Source organism: Streptomyces sp. NBC_00086, from assembly GCF_026343255.1.
Taxonomy (GTDB): domain Bacteria; phylum Actinomycetota; class Actinomycetes; order Streptomycetales; family Streptomycetaceae; genus Streptomyces.
This window is the reverse complement of the sequence record NZ_JAPELZ010000001.1, coordinates 5,423,774-5,440,688: the sequence shown is the minus strand read 5'-3', so window position 1 is coordinate 5,440,688 and position 16,915 is coordinate 5,423,774. Positions and strand designations below refer to the sequence as shown.

Sequence of the window (16,915 nt, the reverse complement as noted above, 5' to 3'; positions counted from 1 at the left end):
CCCGAAAGAGACACCACAGCTCAGCACCGCCGTAGTTCGCTACGGCCGGTTGCCTCCTCCGCCCATGCGGCGCTTCGGCGTCGGACGGGCGGGGTCGCAGGGAGCCGAGCACGACCGCTCCACCCCCAACGAAGTGCAGCCCCTGGCGCTCGAACGCCGGGGGCTGCTGAGTCCCGTTCCTCGGTAGAAGGAGCAAGACCCATGAAGTCCATCGCTGCACTTCACAACGTTGTTACCCCGTGGTCGGATGGCTTGGAGCCGTCGGACGCGGAGCTGGATTCGATCGAGTTCGAGTTGCCGCTGATCCTGGCGGAGGTCGACCTGCTCGACGCGGAGATCGCCGTGCTGGACCGTACACCTTCCGAGCTGGACGAGCGGCGGATCCGCCGGGCCCGCCGCAAGGCGCTGACCGTGCGGCGGACGCTGACCAACCAGGCCGCCGCCGCGAGCATGCCGGGCGGTGCCGCATGAACGCCACCCTCGCCTCGCTGGACGCACCCCTGAGGGTCCTGCGCATCTTCGCCGCCGAGTTCCCTCACCTGCCGGCCCCCTGCGTACGGGTGACCACGATCTGGCCGGATCGACTGGAGCTCGCCTTCCACGACGACCTCGCCGCCTTCGAGTCATGGCGCGAAGCTCTCGATATCGCCCCCGAGAGCGTGAGCCACGATGTTCAGAACGGTGGCCGTACGCACCGGCTGGAGACGGAGGTCGACCACGCCGGCGCACGCCTGAAGCTGGTCGGCTACACCAGGATCCCCACGGTCGACGATGCGCGTTCATGGGTGGGGGCCGCATCGTGAACAGCGTTCAGATCCGTTCATCCGAGCGCGCGCTCTCGTTCGGGACGTGGCTGATCGTCGGTGGAGCGATGCTCTACTCCGTCCTCACTGTCACCCCGCTCATGGCCGCACACACCCAGCCCGAGTGGCGGTGGACGGCACCGATCCTGCCGCTCGTCGTGGATGCGGCCGTGGTCATCGTGGTCCGCCTCGACTCCGTCCTGGCCCGTCTCGGCGGGCACGGCGGCGCCTGGCCCGTCGCGCTGCGGTGGATGACCGGCACCATGACCCTCGCCCTGAACATCGGCGTATCCGCGCTGGCCGGGGACATGGTCGGGGTCGCCGTCCACTCCGTCGCACCCCTCCTCCTTATCGTCACCGCGGAGGCAGGGCTCGCCTACCGGCGGGCCCTGACCGCCGCCGTCCTCGCCGTGGAAGCCCGCAAGCGGGCGGAGCAGGATGCCCGGGACCGGGCCGCGGCGGAGCGGGAGGAGAACCGGCTGCGGGCCGAGCGTGAACAGCGCGAGCACGAAGCCGCGATCGCCCGTGAACAGCGTGAACACGAAGCCCGGTTGGTCCGCGAGGAAGCCGACCGGCAGGACCAGATCCGCCGCGAGAACCTGGCGCAGGCCGAAGCTGCCGAGCGGGTGGAGCGCGAGGCCCGTGAACGTCGTGAACACGAGCGTGAACAGCAGCGGATCGAGCGTGAACAGCTTGAACGCAGGGCTGCGCAGAAGCGCGAGGCGGAGGCCCGAGACCGGGCTGAGCGTGAACGCCGTGAACAGCTCCGTGAACAGGAGCGGGTCCAGCGTGAACGTGCCGCTCTCCTCGCCGCCGGACCCCCGGCCGAGAAGCTGAAGGAAGGCCAGGCCCTCGCCACCGTTCGGGCCGCGTTCGACGCGGGATTCCCCGTGCGGGTGGCCGCGGAGCTGACTGGCTGGTCCGTCGGCTGGGCCTCCGGCCGCTACCAGGAACTGCGCGACGCGAACAGCCCCACCGTCCAGGCTCTTGAAGTGGCCACGTCGTGAGGCCGACCCCGCTCAGTGCGGCAGCGACCCTGCCCATCTACTCCTGGCGCCTGGCCCCGGACGGCCTGGCCACCCGCCGCCAGCTCCGCGCCGCCGGCCTCCGGCCCGGCGGGCAGGACGTCGTCGCTCAGGTGGAGCGCCCCCGCTACCGGCGCGGCCCGCTAGTCGCCTTCCTCTACCGGATAGAGCTGGCCCGCCCGGTCCGCCCGATGACACCGGCCAAGGCCGCCGCTCTGGCGAAGGCGAACACGGCCCGCCGGACCTGCCCCGCCTGCTCGCGTGACGCCGGATACGTCATCCCGGCATCGCTCGGCATGTGCGTCCCCTGCGCCTACCCCGATGAACAGCACGCCGCCTGAACCGCCCCCGGCTTACCGGGGGCGGGCTTCACCGACCACACCCACACAGCACTGGAAGGAGGAACCACCGTGTCAGCAATCGACTGGGACGAGGAGTTCACCCGCATGAACCCCGAGACCGCTGAGAAGCCCAGCACGTCGTCCAAGTTCTCCGTCAAGCTCGGCGGGGTCCGCCGCAACACCGCCGCGCTCGCCGTGTGCGGCACGATCGCCGTCCTCGCCGTGTGCGGCACGGTCGTGGCCGTCACCAGCATGCAGAGCGACCAGGCCGCCCAGGACAGTGCCCGTGCCCGGGAGAAGGCCACGAACGCCCTGGTCGAGGTCGAGGCCGACAAGCAGCGGGCCCAGGCCGAGGAAGCGGCGGCGAAGACGCTCTACGAGCGGGAGATGACCGTCTACCTGGAGTGCATGAAGATCCGGGCGGCAGCGGTAGCCAAGGCCTCCTCCTACGACGTCTCAAGGATCGCCTCGTGCGCCGCCCCGACCCTCAGCGGTGCGGCCCCCAAGAAGCAGGAGGCCACCACCGAGTCCGGCGGCGACATCACCTCCAGCCCCTGGCTGTGGGTTGCCCTCGTCGGCGGCGGTGGCCTCTTCGCCTACAAGAAGCTCTCCGTGTCCGCCGCTTCCTCCGGTTCCAGCGCTGCCGTCTCCGCGAACAACAAGGGATTCACCTTCGAGAAGGGTGCATGAAATGACGCTCCAGTTCTTCGCTCTCGCACTGTTCTGCTGGGCCCTCTTCTTCACCTTCAAGAAGACCAAGGGAAAGCAGATGGCGATCTGCGTGATGCTGATCGTCTCCGGGATCTTCCTGCCGTACACGCCGTTCAGCGACGAGATCCGAGGCACCCTCGAATCGGTCTTCAACACCGCGAACACCACCGTCAGCAACGTCGGAACGTCACGCTAGGCAACCAGCCGCACGGTTACCGGTTACCGGTTACAGGCCCCAGACACCACCTCGACCCCGACCCAGGGGCCCCGAACCGGCGTCCACAGGGGCTGTAACCGGTAACCGGTAACCGCTCACAGCTACGCAGTGTCACCGAGGGAGGCTCGTGGAACTCCTCATACTCCTCGCCATCACGTACCTCGTGGGCGTCGACAACACGCACGACAAATACGAGAAGGCGGGAATCAAGAAACCCTCGCCGAAGTCGAAATCCAAATGGGAGCCGACCAAGGCGCCGGACACCTTCCGAAACGCCTCCTACAACGCGGCGGCGAAAACGCATTACGGGCTCCTCGCGGGAGCCCACTGGGCCGGGGGTCTGCGCGACGGGTGGCGCTCCGCCTACCTGAAGAAGCCGAAACCCACTCCTTCCGGTTCGTCTTCCGGTGCGGCTCCTTCGGGATCCTTTGGGCCCCTGTCGGGGGCCACCATCCCGCCGAAGCCCACCACGCCCCCGACGGCGACGGCCCCGCCGCCGAAGCCCAGCACAGCCACTACGCCGCCGAAGCCGACCACGCCCCCGGCACCGCCGCCGCCGTCCGCTCCTCCGACGTCCGCGCCGGGTCCGACGATCCCGCCGCCCGGCACCGTGCCGCCGCCTCCGACCGTCACGCTCCCCGACCACATCCGGAAGGACCCCGCGATGCAGCCCAACCCGCCCACCCCGCACACCGCGACCGTCGACACCAAGGGCGTCCACGTCACCACCGCCGCGGGAAAGTCCCGCACCTACAGCAGCGGCGAGGTCATCAACCTCACCCAGGTCATCGACCTCGCCGAAGGCGCCGCCACCCTGTGCCAGTCCAGCGCGGAGTCCGCCCTGGAGCTCGTGGACGAGTCCACGGAGCTCGCCGCGGACTGCGACGTGCTGATCGCCGAGATCACCGAGAAGGGAGTCGGCGCGAACCTCATCGGCAAGTGCGAGCACCTCAAGGAGCAGCTCGACCTCCAGGCCGCCGCCGCCAAGAAGTTCCACGACCAGATCCAGGGCGGCGAGGAAGCCTGCCGGACCGCCTCCCAGAACGCCGAGGTCCGCCACGGCGGCATCTTCCGCGCGGTCGCCGACTCCCCGCTGACCAAGCCCGCCGAGCGCGACTTCTACAACGCCCGATAGGAGACCGCATGTCTGCCACCGAATCCCTCAAGGACGCCGCCACCTACGCGCTGCTGCGTACCAAGCTCGCCTGGCTCACCCACCAGGTCCACGTCCACGGCGAGACCGTCACCAAGCTCGCCGCCGACGTCGACGAGACCGCGGAACAGATGCAGGACGCCTCCGAAACGATGAAGGCACTCGCCGTCGACGACGCGACCACCGCCGAGTTCGCGGACGCCGCCCTGACCATGACCGGCGCCAAGGAAGCGGCCGGCGAGTACAACTCCGCGGCCGACAGCGCGGCCGCGGCCGCCGACGACGCGAAGACCACCGTCGAGTCCGACCACGGAGGCATCGCGGACGCCGTGGACACCTCCCCCGTCGAGATGGCCGAAGCGACCTTCTACGCCCAGCAGTAAGGAGAACCGGACCATGGGGCCGACCCGAGCACAGTTCATCCAGTACGCGCCCGCCGCCCTCGCGCTGGCAGCAGCCGCCGCCGGCCCCTGGTCCGCACTCGCCGCCGCAGCGGCCGGAGCGGGAGCCTGGGCCATCAACACCTCCGCTCCCGCTCTGCGTTCCCTGATCGCGTGCGGGTTCACCGGCACCGGCTGCGGCATCGCCGCCCACCAAGTCCTCGCCGCGGGCATGAACCCGCTGTTCGCCCTCGGGCTCGCCGTCCCGGCCGGAGCAGCCGCCCTGGCCCACCACCGCAACACCGCCGGCCAGCTCTCCGCGCTCCCCGCCACGACGACCTCGGCGGGGCAGAGTTCGCAGGCGCAGATCATCACTGCCTACTGGAAGGAGTTCATCTCCGGTCCGACCCAGACCGAGGGCCGCAAACTCATCCAGGCCGGCGCCGAGCTCGCACAGCTCAGTCTCGACGTCGGGGACGACCACGTTGCCTTCACCGGGGTCATCACGCTGCCCCAGGGGCAGCAGGTCCGGGTGAAGGCGGCCGACATCGCCTCCGTCTACGGGGTTCCCATCTCGCAGGTGGAGATGGGTGACCCCAAGCACTACGCGCCCAACGCGCTGCCCGTCCTTGTGCACCTCATGAAGGCGGCGGCGCAGCCGGAGATCGCGGCCGGCGCCCCGACGACGCCCGAGCAGGTGTGGGCCACGTACGTCGCGATCCCGGACGGCGCGATGCCCGGCACCACCCTGACCCTGACCCGCTACGACGGCCCGCTGGACTGGGAAGGGATCGCCACCCGCGACCGCAAGGCAATCGGGACCGTCAACCTGCAGGACCTCGCGGGGAACCTGAACCTGGAGACGATCCAGGTCGCTCTAGCTCCCGCCGACAGGCCCTCGCAGATGGGGGTGCGCGTGATGAAGGAGCACGCGCTGATGCACGGCACGATGCTCTCCGACGTGGTGGACGAGCTGGCCATGGACTCGCGCGGATACGTCCGCCTGGGCACCTACATCGACGCCAACGCCGCCCTGGTCCCCCTCGCGCAGCCCGGCTCCGGCGCCCGCCACCTGTACCTCGTCGGCGGGTCCCGCTCCGGGAAGTCCGGAGTCCTGGAGCAGATCCTGCTCTCCGCCCTCAAGTCCCGCATCGCGGTGATCCTGGCCTCCCCGCAGGCCGGCACCATCGCCGGAGCCAGTCTGACCGCGTACTGCGGCGACGGGCTGGACGAGGCGATGGGCGCTCTGCGCCTGGCCTACGCGATGATGCTCGACCGCGAGGCCCGCTACCGCTCCCCGTCCTTCCCCTTCACCGACCCGCTGATCACGTTCATCATCGACGAAGCCCACATGCTGCTGTCGGTCTCCTCCCCGTACCACGCGGAGGCCAAAGCGATCGTCGAGCAGCTCACCCGCCGGGCCCTGAAGCGGGGCATCGGCGTGGTCCTGGCCACCCAGACCCCGCTCGCCGAAGACCTCGGCAACTCCTCGATCATCCGCTCCCAGCTCCTGATCGGCGGCGGCGCCGTGTTCCTGCGCTGCGCGAAGGGCCAGGGTTCTTTGGTCGGCGCGAACGCGGTCCAGGGCGCGGAGGGCATCGACCTGTCGATGATCCCCGACTCCTGGCCCGGCCAGGCCCAGAAGGTCGCCGACCGGGACATGAGCGGCCTGGACACCACAGCGTCCGCCCGGCCGGAGGACGGCACGTTCGGGCTCGGCTACCTCCTCACCCCCGGAAGCCAGGCCGTCCAGTTCCGCTCCCTGCACCTGGACGTCGCGCCCGTGGCCCTCGCCGCCGGCCTGACCCCCGTCGCCGTCGAGGACTGCGAAGCCTGGCGTCATCGCGAGGTGATCGCGCAGACCCCGCTCGTCGACCAGCGCGGCAAGAACCTCGTCGGCAGCCTCACCGACCTCCTGCACAGGACACAGCAGGGACCGACCGCGCAGCCCCAGCAGCGCCCCCAACAGGGCTCCACCGGCCCTGCAAGCCCTGCGGGCTCGGAAGGACTGGAGCCGATCAAGCCGCGCATCCTCGCACTCCTTCGGAACGGGAACATGCCCATGACCGTGGAGACCATCGCCCGAAAGCTGGGCACGCCCGTGAACCACATCAAGCCCCGCCTGACCGAGCTGAAGAAGCGGGACGAAGTCACCAACGAGAACGGACTGTGGAGGTCAGCAGCATGAACACCTGCACCGATACCGACTTCACCCACATCGACCCCGACCTGTACGCGAAGGCCTTCGCGCTGCTTGACCCCGCGCCGGAACCCGTCGCCCAGGCGGCCCCCGCCGCTCCGGCCCCGGTCTCCTTCGTCCTGGCCGCCCCGCCGGTACATCGGCCCGGTGCCGTCGAGAAGACCCTCACCGACGCTCTGGCCTTCCTCGACGACCACGGCTGGGCCAAGGGCAGGCTCATCCACCCCGAAGGCGCCCGCTGCTCCATCGGCGCCCTGCGCGCAGCGGCCGGCGCCCGCAACGACGCCTACCGCGACGCGGGCAACCTCCTCCTGGACGAAGCCCGCCAGCAGCACGGCAAGGGGTGGGAGGCGATCCCGGCCTGGAACGACTCCCACACCGGAGCGCAGGTCCGCAGCGTGTGGGAGACCGCCATCCGGCGCGCCCACCACATGAACATCTGACCGGCGGCATCCGGCAGGCCTGCCGACACCCGTCTCAGCTCAGCCCCACGCCCCGCTCGGAACCCCTTCCGGGCGGGGCGCCGCATTGTCCTGCCCTGCCTCAACTCCGACCATCAGGAGACCAAGACCCGTGCGCCGCTACCGGTACCGCTGCTCCGTCTGCCTGACCACGTCCCCGACGGCCTTTCACCTCGAAGACCTCGCCGCCGAGGCCGAAGGCCACCGCAAGGCCCTGCACGGCGGTCACTTCCCCGACGGGGAGCACGCCGGCGAGATAGACCGCCTCGGCCGCTGGTACGTCTCCCTTGGCCCGCTCGCCACCCTGCACGCCCGCCTCAGCGACACCCTCGCCGACCTCCGCAACACCGCGGACATGGGCCGCCCCCTGTGGGCCTCCGCCACCGCCGCCCTGGTCATCGGCGGCGCCGCCGCCCTGGTCATCACCGTCATCTCCGCCGCCCTCTGACAGGAACCTTCCGTGTCGTTCTCCTTCACCAACCCCAGACCCGACCGCGAACCCTCCTTCTCCTTCACCGGCCCGGAGGAGGTCGAAGAGCAGCTCCAGGCCATCACCGACATGGCGCACGAAATCCTCCGCCTCGTCGCCGAGGTCCGCAGGCAGATCCGCACCTGAGCCCCGACAGACACAACGAAGGCGGCCCCCTCTCACGCCAATGAAGCGGGGCCGCCCTCATCCACAACCCATCAACAGACCTGTGGAGGAACCCAGCATGACCCAACCCACCGACATCCGGCGAGACCACACCGGCCCCCGGCCCTTACTGCTGGACCTGTACTCCTGCGCCGGCGGCGCGGGCCGGGGCTACGAACGGGCCGGATTCGCCGTCGAAGGCGTCGATATCCGCCCCCGTCCGAACTACCCCTTCACCTTCATCCAGGGCAACGCCCTCACCGTCCTCGCCAAACTCATCGCCTCGGGCGAGATCCGCCGCTACACCGCCGTCCATGCCTCCCCGCCCTGCCAGAAGCGGTGCGCGCTGACCGTGGGCACCAACAAGTCCCGCGGCTGGGGCGGCCGGCACGTCGACCTCGTCGCCCCCACCCGCAAGCTCCTGGACGCGTCCGAACTGCCGTACGTGATCGAGCAGCCCGACGGCAAGGCCGACGTCCGCAAGGACATCACCCTGTGCGGCGAGATGTTCGGCCTCGGCGTCCTGCGTCACCGCAACTTCGAACTCGGAGGCTGGAGCACCCCCAAGCCCACGCACCTAAAGCACCGAGGCCGGGTACGCGGGTGGCGTCACGGCAAGTACCACGACGGGCCGTACGTCGCCGCCTACGGCAAGGGCGGCGGCAAGGCCACCGTCCCCGAGATGCAGCAGGCCATGGGCATCGACTGGACCGACGTCCACGAAGAACTCACCGAGGCCATCCCGCCCGCCTACTCCGAGTGGATCGGCCGCGCCTTCCTCGCCCGCACCTTGTCCGGGGCGGTGGCCGCGTGAGCGCCGCTACCGGGCACCTGCGGACCGCGCTTTGGCTCGCCGGGATCGGCCTGCCCGTCCTGCCCCTGAGGCAGGGCAAGGAGCCGTTCGGAAACTGTCCGGCTTGCATCCACTCGGCGTGCGGGGACCGGCCCCACATGAAGGCCGCCGGCCCCTGCCAGTGCCCGGCCCCCTGCCACGCCTGGGGCGCCGCCACCACCGACCCCGACATCCTGACCGGCCCGGCCTGGAACCGCGCATGGCGTCAGGCCGGAGCGGTCGCCTACCACCCGGGCGGTGCCGGTCTGACCGTGGTGGACCTGGACGACGCCGAAGCCGTCGCCTGGGCACGCCAGACCCTTCCCGCCACCACGGTCGTGCCGACGACGCGGGGCGAGCACTGGATCTACCGGGGCGCCATGCAGTCGAAGAACGGGGTCCGCCCCGAGGTAGACGTGAAGTCCACGATGTCCTACGTCCGCTGGCGAGGCCCCGGCGCCGGAACGATGGCCACCCTGCCGAACGTCGTACGCGCGCTCGTGGTAAAGGAACCCGCCGTCCGGCAGACCCGCCCCGTCATCGCGGCAGTGCCGGCAGGAGGCGGGCACTGCCCGCACCGCTCGCCCGCCTACCTGGAACGGGGCATCGCCATGGCCGTACAGCGCATCACCGGGGCCCGCGAGGCCATCCACACGACCGTGTACCGCACGTTCCTCGCCGTGCTGTCGGCCCATGGCCGGTGCGGCTGCCTGACCGAGACCCACACCGCGCGCCTGTTCACGGCCGCGCAGGGCAAGGGCGAATCTGCCCGGCACTGCGAGGTCGCCTGGACCAACGCCCGCACCGCATTGGGGATGTGACCGTGCCCGAGGACGAGAAGAACCCGGCCCGGCAGATCATCACCGACTACGCGCAGGACCACTTCCGGTACTTCCGCACCCCCGAAGGCACCGTCTACGCGCAGAAGAACGGCCACCCCGTAGCCCGCCCCATCCGCTCCCAGGGCACGACAGGCAGCCACCGCCAGGAACTCATGGTCGGTCTCTTCCGGGACGGGTTCGGCGTGTTCAACGGCACCGCGTTGAAGGAGGCGTTGGACTTGATCGAAGCGCTCGCCCTCAGCCAGGACGTACAGGCCACCCACATCCGGGTCGCCCCGGGATTCGACGGCGCGACCTGGCTCGACCTGGGCCGCGACGACGGCCAGTCCGTCCGCATCCACCCCACCGGCTGGGACATCCTGATCCCCGACCCGCGCGAGGTCTCCTGGAGGCGCACTCAGCTCACCGGAGAACTCCCCCTCCCCGAGAAGAACACCGAGGGCAAGGGCATCGACCGGCTGCTCAGGTTGTGCAACTACGCCAGCGCCGAGAGCGAGTGCCTGGCCATCGCCTGGGTGATCGGCTGCCTGGAGCCGTCCGTACCCGTCCCCGCACCGTTCCTCACTGGCCCCCAGGGCGCTGGCAAGTCGACCGGCGGGCGGATGCTGGTGCGGATCATCGAGGGCATGAAGGGTGACCTGCGTCGGGCGCCAAAGGACGAGGAGAACCTGATCACGGCCGTGGCCGCCGGTTGGGTCACCGCGCTGGACAACCTCTCGCACTTGCCGCCGGACCTGTCGGACCTGATGTGCTGCATCGTTACTGGGGCCGAGAGCGTCAAGCGCGCTCTGTTCAGTGACGGGGATGTCTACCTCTCCCGCTACCGCCGCCCGCTGCTGCTGACCGGCATCGACGTGGGCGTCATCCGCCCCGACCTCGCCGAACGGCTCCTTCCCCTGCGCCTGGAACGGCCCCGGGTACGACGGACCGAAGCGGAGCTGTGGGCGGAGTACACGGAGGTCCTGCCGGTCATCCTCGGCTCCTTCCTCGACCTCACCGTCCAGGTCCGTGCCACGCAGGCCGACATCCCCGCCGACCTGCGCATGGCCGACTTCGCCCACCTGTGCGCCCAGCTCGACACGGCCACCGGCCTAGGAGCGCTGAGCGCCTACCGGGCCGCCCTGGACGAACTCAACGACGACGTCATCGAAGGCGACCTCCTCGCACAGACCGTCCTCAAGCACGCCGCCGGCCTCGAACCGGGCACCGAAGTCAAGATGACCTCCACCGAGTGGCTGCACGCTCTCACCCAGCTCTACACCGGAGACGACTTCCGCACGTTGCCCAAGGGCTGGCCCACTACCGGCAAGGTCTTCTCCGATCGCCTCAAGCGCCTCCAGCCCACCCTTGCCGCCCGCGGCGTCCTCGTCGACTGGGGCCGCACCAAAACCGCCCGCTACATCGAGATGACCCGCCCGGCAGCCCCACCGCCCGGCCAGCAGGAGGCAGCGTTCTAACCCGCGCCGCCGCGACCGGCTGGGTACAGGCAAGAGGAGCACCCGTCCCCCGGCCGGTGCGTGCTCCTCTTGTTGTTCCGGCGGCTTGCCGCCGCTGCAGGAGACGTGCCGCGCAGCGGCTCCTTCTTCACGCTCGAAGACGCACCGCAACACAACAGCAACCCCTCTTTTTTCCTAAGAGAAGAGATGCTGCGTCACCTACGTCATTGCTTGCCTCCAAACGGCCCGTGACCTGCCGGTAGGCCGGTGACGCAGACGACCAACGGCTGCGTCATCACGCGTCACCCACGTCACCGGGCTGCGTCACCCCGGTGACGATGACGCAGCCCGGTGACACACAGAACACCCGCTACGTCACCGAAAGCCGCAGGTCAGACCGGTAAGTGACACAGCTGACGCGGTGACGCAGAAATCCCCACCTCGGACACACACGGACCCCGCTGGAGAGCACCGTGGCCGATCAACACGACCCCCGCGCCACGCTGCGCGGCGGACTCCCCGACCGCTACCTCACCCCCGACGACATCGCCGAACTCTTCGACGTTCCGCTGGAGACCGTCTACCAATGGCGCAAGAAGCGCACCGGGCCACCCGGGTTCCGGATCGGCAAGCACGTTCGGTACGACCCCGCCGAGGTCTACGCGTGGATCGCTGAACAGAAGCGGGCGGACCTCAGCCAGGCCGCCTGAGCCCCACCACAACCGCCGAGGGCGGGCCCAACCGGGCCCGCCCTCTCTTCGTACGCCCGGAAAGGCACACCACGTGGCAGGCCACATCCAAGACCGCTGGTACAAGACCGAGCCCGACGCCAACGGCAAGCCCGTCCGCATCAAGACCGACCGGTACGGCACCGGCCTGCGCTACCGCGCCCGGTACATCGGCCCCGACGGCACTGAGAAGAGCAAGTCCTTCCGCGACCGCGAGAAGCGCCTCGCGGACCAGTGGCTCGCCCAGGTCGAGGCGGACATGGCTCGCGGCCAGTACGTCGACCCGCGTGCCGGCCGCATCACGTTCAAGCAGTTTGCCGAGAAGTGGGTGTCCAAGCTGACCTCGGACGAGGTCAGCCGTACGGCGGTCGAGTCGCGGCTCCGCCTACACGCGTACCCCCACATCGGCTCCCGCCCGCTCGGATCCTTCCAGCCTGCGCACATTCGCGACTGGCTCGGCGAGTTGGCCGCGGCATCCCTGTCCGCGAACTACCGGCGGGCGATCTTCGAGAATGCGTCCTCGGTCCTGAACGCGGCGGTGGACGACGGGATCCTCCGGCAGAACCCGTGCCGAGCCACGTCGGTCAAGTCGCCTCAGGCAGTGCCCTCCCGGGTCAAGCCCTGGACGACGGAGCAACTCTTCGGGGTGCGAGCCGGACTGCCGGCGCGCTACCGCGCAATGGCCGACCTCGGGAGCGGCTGCGGGCTGCGGCAGGGCGAGATCTTCGGGCTGCCCGTTGACGAAGTCGGCTTCCTCACGGGCTGGCTGCATGTCGGCTTCCAGGTCAAGCGTGTACACGGGACGCTCGTCTTCGCTCCGCCGAAGCGCGGGAAGGTCCGTGACGTTCCCCTGCCCAAGACCGTCGCGCACGCACTCACGGAGCACATGCGCCGTTTCCCTCCGGCCAAGGTCACCCTGCCGTGGCTGACGCCGGATGGGCCCCCGTTGACCAAGACGCTCCTGTTCACGAGCACGACGGGCAACGCGGTGTGGCGGAGCGCATTCAACGACCAGACCTGGAAGCCCGCCCTCGCGGCCGCCGGCATCATCCCCGAGCCGGAGAAGGGCAAGCGGTACGCATCGGCGCGCGAGCACGGGATGCACGCCCTGAGGCACTTCTACGCCTCGGTCCTCCTGGACGCCGGGGAGAGCATCAAGGCGCTCAGCACCTACCTCGGGCACAGCGACCCCGGGTTCACCCTGAAGGTCTACACGCACCTCATGCCGAGCAGCGAGGGGCGGACCCGGAAGGCGGTCGACAGCGTCCTCAAGGGGCCCGGTGAGGCAGACGACGGCCCACAGACGGCCCAGGCGGCTTGAGACGGCCCCCCGCTCACGGTTCCGCCGCAGGTGGGGGGCGGTTTTCCGGGTTCCGGTGGCCAGTAACACCCCATCTTGCCTGACGTCCATCCCTCGGGGGAAACCCGTTCGGCCCCGAGACCACCCGACCGAGGTCGGTGAAACCGCCCCGAGGCCTTGTGCCGCACGGCAGGATGCCATCGACGGGGGCGCGGCCGGGGGCTGCGGCCGAGGTGGGGGACGTGGGGACGTATGGACAGCGGACTGATCGCGCTCGGGGCCGCCGTGGTCGGCGTGGCCGGAACTTTGCTGGCGACGGTGCTTTCGCAGCGGATGCTGGCGCGGGTGCAGGCGGCGCAGTTCGATCGGGAGCAGCAGGTGGAGCGCACGCGGTGGCTGCGGGAACAGGAGCTGGCGGAGCTGGCCCGGCGGCGCGAGTGCTACGCGGCGGCGAACGCCGCGTACCGGCGCTACCGGATCGGCCTCATGTCCTTCCTGTGGCTCGTCCACAGGTCGCAGGTCACCCCGGAGGAGCGGGCCGTGCTGGAGGAGGTCCGCAACGTCCATCACACCGTCTTCGCGGAGGCCCAGATGATCGCCTCCGAGGCCGTACTCGCCCAGCTGGACATCATGACGCGGGGCATGGCGGGGGCCTACGCCCGCACGATGCGGCTGGCGGAGGGCTCCCCGCACCCGGACGGCTCCTTCGAGGAGATCCACACCCGTCTCACCGAGCTCACGACGCGCGCCGACGTCATGCGCGGCGTGATGCGGACCGATCTGGGCGTGGACGCCGCTCCGGTGACGGGCCCGCCCTCCCCGCCCGCCGTGCCGCCGAGTCCGTGACGCCCGCCCGCCGGGGCGGGGCGGGGCGGCGGTTCCGGCGGGGGTGGCCGGGCCGGGGTGGCGCGCCTCAGCGCGGGCGGTAGACGGTGAGGGCGTCCGGGATCTCTTCGAGGACCAGGGCCTCGGGGGCCCGGGCGTACTCGCCGTCGTAGGCGAGCGGGGTGCCGGCCGGGATGTCGCTCACGCGCAGGCTGCGCAGCCGGGTGGCCACGTGGACCGGGGAACGGGTCAGCGGGCCCGCGAAGGCGGCGGCGAGGAGGCGGGGGCCGGGGCGGCCGCCGCCGTGGACGAGCCGGACGTCGAGGAGGCCCTCGCCCAGGCTCTTGCGGTAGCGGGGCGCCGGGCCGGTGCCCTGGTAGGTGCCGTTGCCCGCGAAGAGCAGCCAGACGCTGCGCGGCTTCCCGGCGAGCTTGAGCCGTACCGGTCGCTCCGCGCGCAGCACCCGCCAGGCCGCCAGGAGCGCGGCGGGGCCGCCGCCGATCCGGGGGGCCCAGCGGAGCCGGGTGCCGAGCAGCTCGGGGTAGGCCCCGATGCTGAAGTTGTTCAGGAAGTACCCGGCCCTGGTGTCCTCGGGGTCCGGGCCGGGGCCCGGGGTGAAGCGGCCGACGCCGATGTGGACGGCGTGGCCGGCCGCCACGGCCCGGCAGGTGTCCTCGATCCCGGCGAGGCCGAGGTCGAGCGCGAAGTGGTTGAGCGTGCCGCCCGGGAACACCGCCAGGGGGATCCCGGCGCGCAGTGCGGCGGTGGCGGCGGCGTTTATGGTGCCGTCGCCGCCGCACACGCCGAGCACGGTGGCCCGCTCGGCGGCCGCGGCCAGCTCCTCGGTGAGTTCCGGCCCCTGGCACTCGACGAGCTCGGCCTTCGGCAGCCGCTCCCGCAGCAGTACGTCGAGCCCCGTCGTGGCGGCCGTGCCCGACCCGGTGTTGACCACCACCGTGAGCCCGGACCCGTCGGGCAGCGCGGGCGCCCCCACGGCTGCCCGCTCGTCGCCGGGCACGATCCGGGCCACCTCGGCGTCCCGGGTGAGCCGGCGGACGACGAACCCGGCCGCCACCCCCAGCGCGGCGCCCGCGGCCACATCCGAGGGGTAGTGGACGCCGGTGTAGACCCGTGAGAACGCCACGGAGGCGGCGACCGGGGCCAGTACGGCGCCCCAGAGCGGGGACTCCAGCGCCACTCCGGCGGTGAAGGCGAACGCGGACGCGGCGTGCCCCGAGGGGAACGAGGTGGTACGCGGCTGCGTGGCGAGCTGCCGCGTGGCGGGCACCCCGTCCAGCACCGGGCGGGGCCTGCGTACGGACCACTTGCCGACGGTGTTGATGGTCGCGGAGGCCAGCGCCAGCGACGCGGCCCCGCGCACGGCCGCCTTGCGGGCCCCGGCCGAACCGAGGACGGCGATCCCGACGGCGGCGCCGCCCCAGAGCAGCCCGTGGTTCGCGGCCCGCCCGAGCCGCGGCAGCACCCGGTCGGCCCCCGGCCAGTGCCGCCGGGCCACCACGTCGAACAGCCAGCGGTCCCCTCGTGCGACCGCGCCCCGCCAGGTCAGCTCTTGATCAGACATCCCTTGCCTCTACCCGAACCCCCGGATCCGAACCAGGCCCCGGGCAGGAGCCCGGGTCCGTGCTCGTGCCCTACTCCGGATCCGCCGACCGCTGCGGGCCGGGTCCGTCCTCCAGGGGGCGCTTGCGCAGGAGGAGGACGACCAGGCCGCCCAGGACGACCAGGCCCACCGCCAGGGAGGCGATCACCGGGGTGGCCGCCGAGCTGCCGCTGGCGGCGAGCCGTTCCTCCGAGGTGTCCGCATCCGAGGTCGCAGCAGACTCCGACAGCGTGCCCAGGGTCCCCAGCGCGGCCGTCGCCCCGCTCTGCGCCACTGCGTCGACCGGCTGGGCGGCGGGGAGCAACGGCCACTGCGCCGTCGCCGTGGCCACCGTGGCGGACTGGCTGGAGCCGGCCACGATCTGGACCTGCGCCGGGACCCCGCTGGTGAAGACCCGGCCGACCGGCACCCGGGTGGACCCGCGGAGGATGACCTCGGCGCTGCCGTCCGGGGTCCCCTGCGGCACCTCGAAGAACAGCTTCGCGCCGTTGACGGCGGAGGTGACCGGCAGCCCCCGGGCGTCCACCACGCGCACCCCCATGGCCAGGGCCGCCGCGTCCGGGGTCACGCTCACGCTCTGCGCGCCCGTCCGCACGGTGACCGGCCCGATCCGGGTGCCCAGTGGCCCCGACACCTCACCGGGATCCACCGCGAGCGACGCCGGCGGTTCGGGCAGCCGCCGCGACTCCCGCTGGAGGTAGTCGGCCAGCTTCTCCGCCTCCGGGTCGACGGCCTCCACCCGTACGCCCTCGGCCAGCCGCCAGATGGCCACCTGGGTCCCGGCCGCGGCGCTCTCCGCGGTGAGCGCCACCGCTCCGGCCGCCTTGGCGAGCCCGGCCAGATCGTTCAGCTGGGGGTAGGAGTGCTCCAGCACCCAGCGGATCCGGCCCGCCTCGCCGTTCGCGGCGAGCGGCGTGCCGGTCCATCCGGCCTCCGTGAACCGGGCCTGGGGCTGCGCGTCGCCCGTGACGCCGACTCCGTACGTCTGGAGCATGCCGCCGCCGTCGACCCGCATCTCGTACAGCCCGGCCGGGATCTGCCGCACGGTTCCGTCCGTGCCGTGCAGGACGGCCTGTCCGTAGGTCTTCAGCCCGTCCAGGACGGCGCTCGCTCCCTCCGGCGTCCGGGGCGCGGCCGGGCCGGCGTCGGCGGCCGCCACCGCACCCGGGGCCCCGGCCAGCGCGGCGGCGAGCAGGGCCAGCGCGATCGGCCGCCGTACGGAGCCCCGTATGGCCGCGGCGACCGTGGTGCGCGTCGCCGGTGCGCCGCAGGCCTGACCGGCAGCGGGAACGGGAACACCGCCCGGAGCGCCGACAGGGGCAACGCCAACGACGGCGACAGGAACGGAGGGTGCGGGAACGGCAATCGACACAGTCTTCCCCTTCGGGCCGAAGGCCCAGGTGCCC

At 71.4% G+C, this 16,915-nt stretch carries 20 protein-coding genes; 18 read left to right on the top strand and 2 right to left on the bottom strand.

Going from position 1 to position 16,915, the window contains the following annotated elements; translation table 11 throughout:
* Positions 1 to 201: 201 nt before the first annotated feature.
* The 18 genes from OG276_RS24460 (at position 202) to OG276_RS24375 (ending at position 13,909) form a co-directional block, all read left to right on the top strand.
* Positions 202 to 471, top strand: coding sequence for a DUF6284 family protein (locus OG276_RS24460; RefSeq protein ID WP_266908767.1), 270 nt, complete (start codon positions 202 to 204; stop codon positions 469 to 471).
* A complete protein-coding gene (locus OG276_RS24455) occupies positions 468 to 803 on the top strand; it encodes a hypothetical protein (protein WP_266908765.1) in 336 nt (111 codons plus the stop codon). The genes OG276_RS24460 and OG276_RS24455 overlap by 4 nt, the downstream gene beginning before the upstream one ends.
* On the top strand, positions 800 to 1,810 hold the full coding sequence (locus OG276_RS24450) for a DUF2637 domain-containing protein (protein WP_266908763.1): 1,011 nt from the start codon (positions 800 to 802) through the stop codon (positions 1,808 to 1,810). Before OG276_RS24455 ends, OG276_RS24450 begins: the two co-directional genes overlap by 4 nt.
* On the top strand, positions 1,807 to 2,169 hold the full coding sequence (locus tag OG276_RS24445) for an RRQRL motif-containing zinc-binding protein (protein WP_266908761.1): 363 nt from the start codon (positions 1,807 to 1,809) through the stop codon (positions 2,167 to 2,169). The genes OG276_RS24450 and OG276_RS24445 overlap by 4 nt, the downstream gene beginning before the upstream one ends.
* 69 nt (positions 2,170 to 2,238) lie before the next feature.
* Positions 2,239 to 2,859, top strand: coding sequence for a hypothetical protein (locus OG276_RS24440; protein ID WP_266908759.1), 621 nt, complete (start codon positions 2,239 to 2,241; stop codon positions 2,857 to 2,859).
* Position 2,860: 1 nt separating this feature from the next.
* Positions 2,861 to 3,076, top strand: coding sequence for a hypothetical protein (locus OG276_RS24435; RefSeq protein ID WP_244291186.1), 216 nt, complete (start codon positions 2,861 to 2,863; stop codon positions 3,074 to 3,076).
* Positions 3,077 to 3,224: 148 nt separating this feature from the next.
* Positions 3,225 to 4,232, top strand: coding sequence for a hypothetical protein (locus OG276_RS24430; protein WP_266908756.1), 1,008 nt, complete (start codon positions 3,225 to 3,227; stop codon positions 4,230 to 4,232).
* 8 nt (positions 4,233 to 4,240) lie between these two features.
* Positions 4,241 to 4,633, top strand: a complete 393-nt coding sequence (locus tag OG276_RS24425; protein WP_266908754.1) for a hypothetical protein — start codon at positions 4,241 to 4,243, stop codon at positions 4,631 to 4,633.
* 13 nt (positions 4,634 to 4,646) lie between these two features.
* Positions 4,647 to 6,818, top strand: a complete 2,172-nt coding sequence (locus OG276_RS24420; protein ID WP_266908752.1) for a type IV secretory system conjugative DNA transfer family protein — start codon at positions 4,647 to 4,649, stop codon at positions 6,816 to 6,818.
* On the top strand, positions 6,815 to 7,273 hold the full coding sequence (locus tag OG276_RS24415) for a hypothetical protein (protein WP_266908751.1): 459 nt from the start codon (positions 6,815 to 6,817) through the stop codon (positions 7,271 to 7,273). Before OG276_RS24420 ends, OG276_RS24415 begins: the two co-directional genes overlap by 4 nt.
* Before the next feature lie 130 nt (positions 7,274 to 7,403).
* Positions 7,404 to 7,739, top strand: coding sequence for a hypothetical protein (locus OG276_RS24410; protein WP_266908749.1), 336 nt, complete (start codon positions 7,404 to 7,406; stop codon positions 7,737 to 7,739).
* A 12-nt stretch (positions 7,740 to 7,751) separates the two neighbouring features.
* Positions 7,752 to 7,907, top strand: a complete 156-nt coding sequence (locus OG276_RS24405; RefSeq protein WP_266908747.1) for a hypothetical protein — start codon at positions 7,752 to 7,754, stop codon at positions 7,905 to 7,907.
* Between the two features lie 97 nt (positions 7,908 to 8,004).
* Complete coding sequence (locus tag OG276_RS24400) at positions 8,005 to 8,739, top strand: DNA methylase (protein ID WP_266908745.1); 735 nt, start codon at positions 8,005 to 8,007, stop codon at positions 8,737 to 8,739.
* A complete protein-coding gene (locus OG276_RS24395; protein ID WP_266908743.1) occupies positions 8,736 to 9,578 on the top strand; it encodes a bifunctional DNA primase/polymerase in 843 nt (280 codons plus the stop codon). The genes OG276_RS24400 and OG276_RS24395 overlap by 4 nt, the downstream gene beginning before the upstream one ends.
* Positions 9,579 to 9,580: 2 nt before the next feature.
* Positions 9,581 to 11,056, top strand: a complete 1,476-nt coding sequence (locus OG276_RS24390; protein ID WP_266908741.1) for an ATP-binding protein — start codon at positions 9,581 to 9,583, stop codon at positions 11,054 to 11,056.
* 452 nt (positions 11,057 to 11,508) lie between these two features.
* Positions 11,509 to 11,745, top strand: a complete 237-nt coding sequence (locus tag OG276_RS24385; RefSeq protein ID WP_266908739.1) for an AlpA family transcriptional regulator — start codon at positions 11,509 to 11,511, stop codon at positions 11,743 to 11,745.
* A 73-nt stretch (positions 11,746 to 11,818) separates the two neighbouring features.
* Positions 11,819 to 13,084, top strand: coding sequence for a tyrosine-type recombinase/integrase (locus tag OG276_RS24380; RefSeq protein ID WP_266908737.1), 1,266 nt, complete (start codon positions 11,819 to 11,821; stop codon positions 13,082 to 13,084).
* A 231-nt stretch (positions 13,085 to 13,315) separates the two neighbouring features.
* Positions 13,316 to 13,909, top strand: coding sequence for a hypothetical protein (locus tag OG276_RS24375; protein ID WP_266908735.1), 594 nt, complete (start codon positions 13,316 to 13,318; stop codon positions 13,907 to 13,909).
* 67 nt (positions 13,910 to 13,976) lie between these two features.
* Here OG276_RS24375 and OG276_RS24370 read toward each other — a convergent pair whose 3' ends face one another.
* A complete protein-coding gene (locus OG276_RS24370) occupies positions 13,977 to 15,470 on the bottom strand; it encodes a bifunctional phosphatase PAP2/diacylglycerol kinase family protein (protein WP_266908733.1) in 1,494 nt (497 codons plus the stop codon).
* A 70-nt stretch (positions 15,471 to 15,540) separates the two neighbouring features.
* Positions 15,541 to 16,881 carry a thioester domain-containing protein gene (locus OG276_RS24365; RefSeq protein WP_266908731.1) on the bottom strand — a complete coding sequence of 447 codons (1,341 nt, stop codon included), beginning with the start codon at positions 16,879 to 16,881 and terminating at the stop codon, positions 15,541 to 15,543.
* Positions 16,882 to 16,915: the final 34 nt, after the last annotated feature.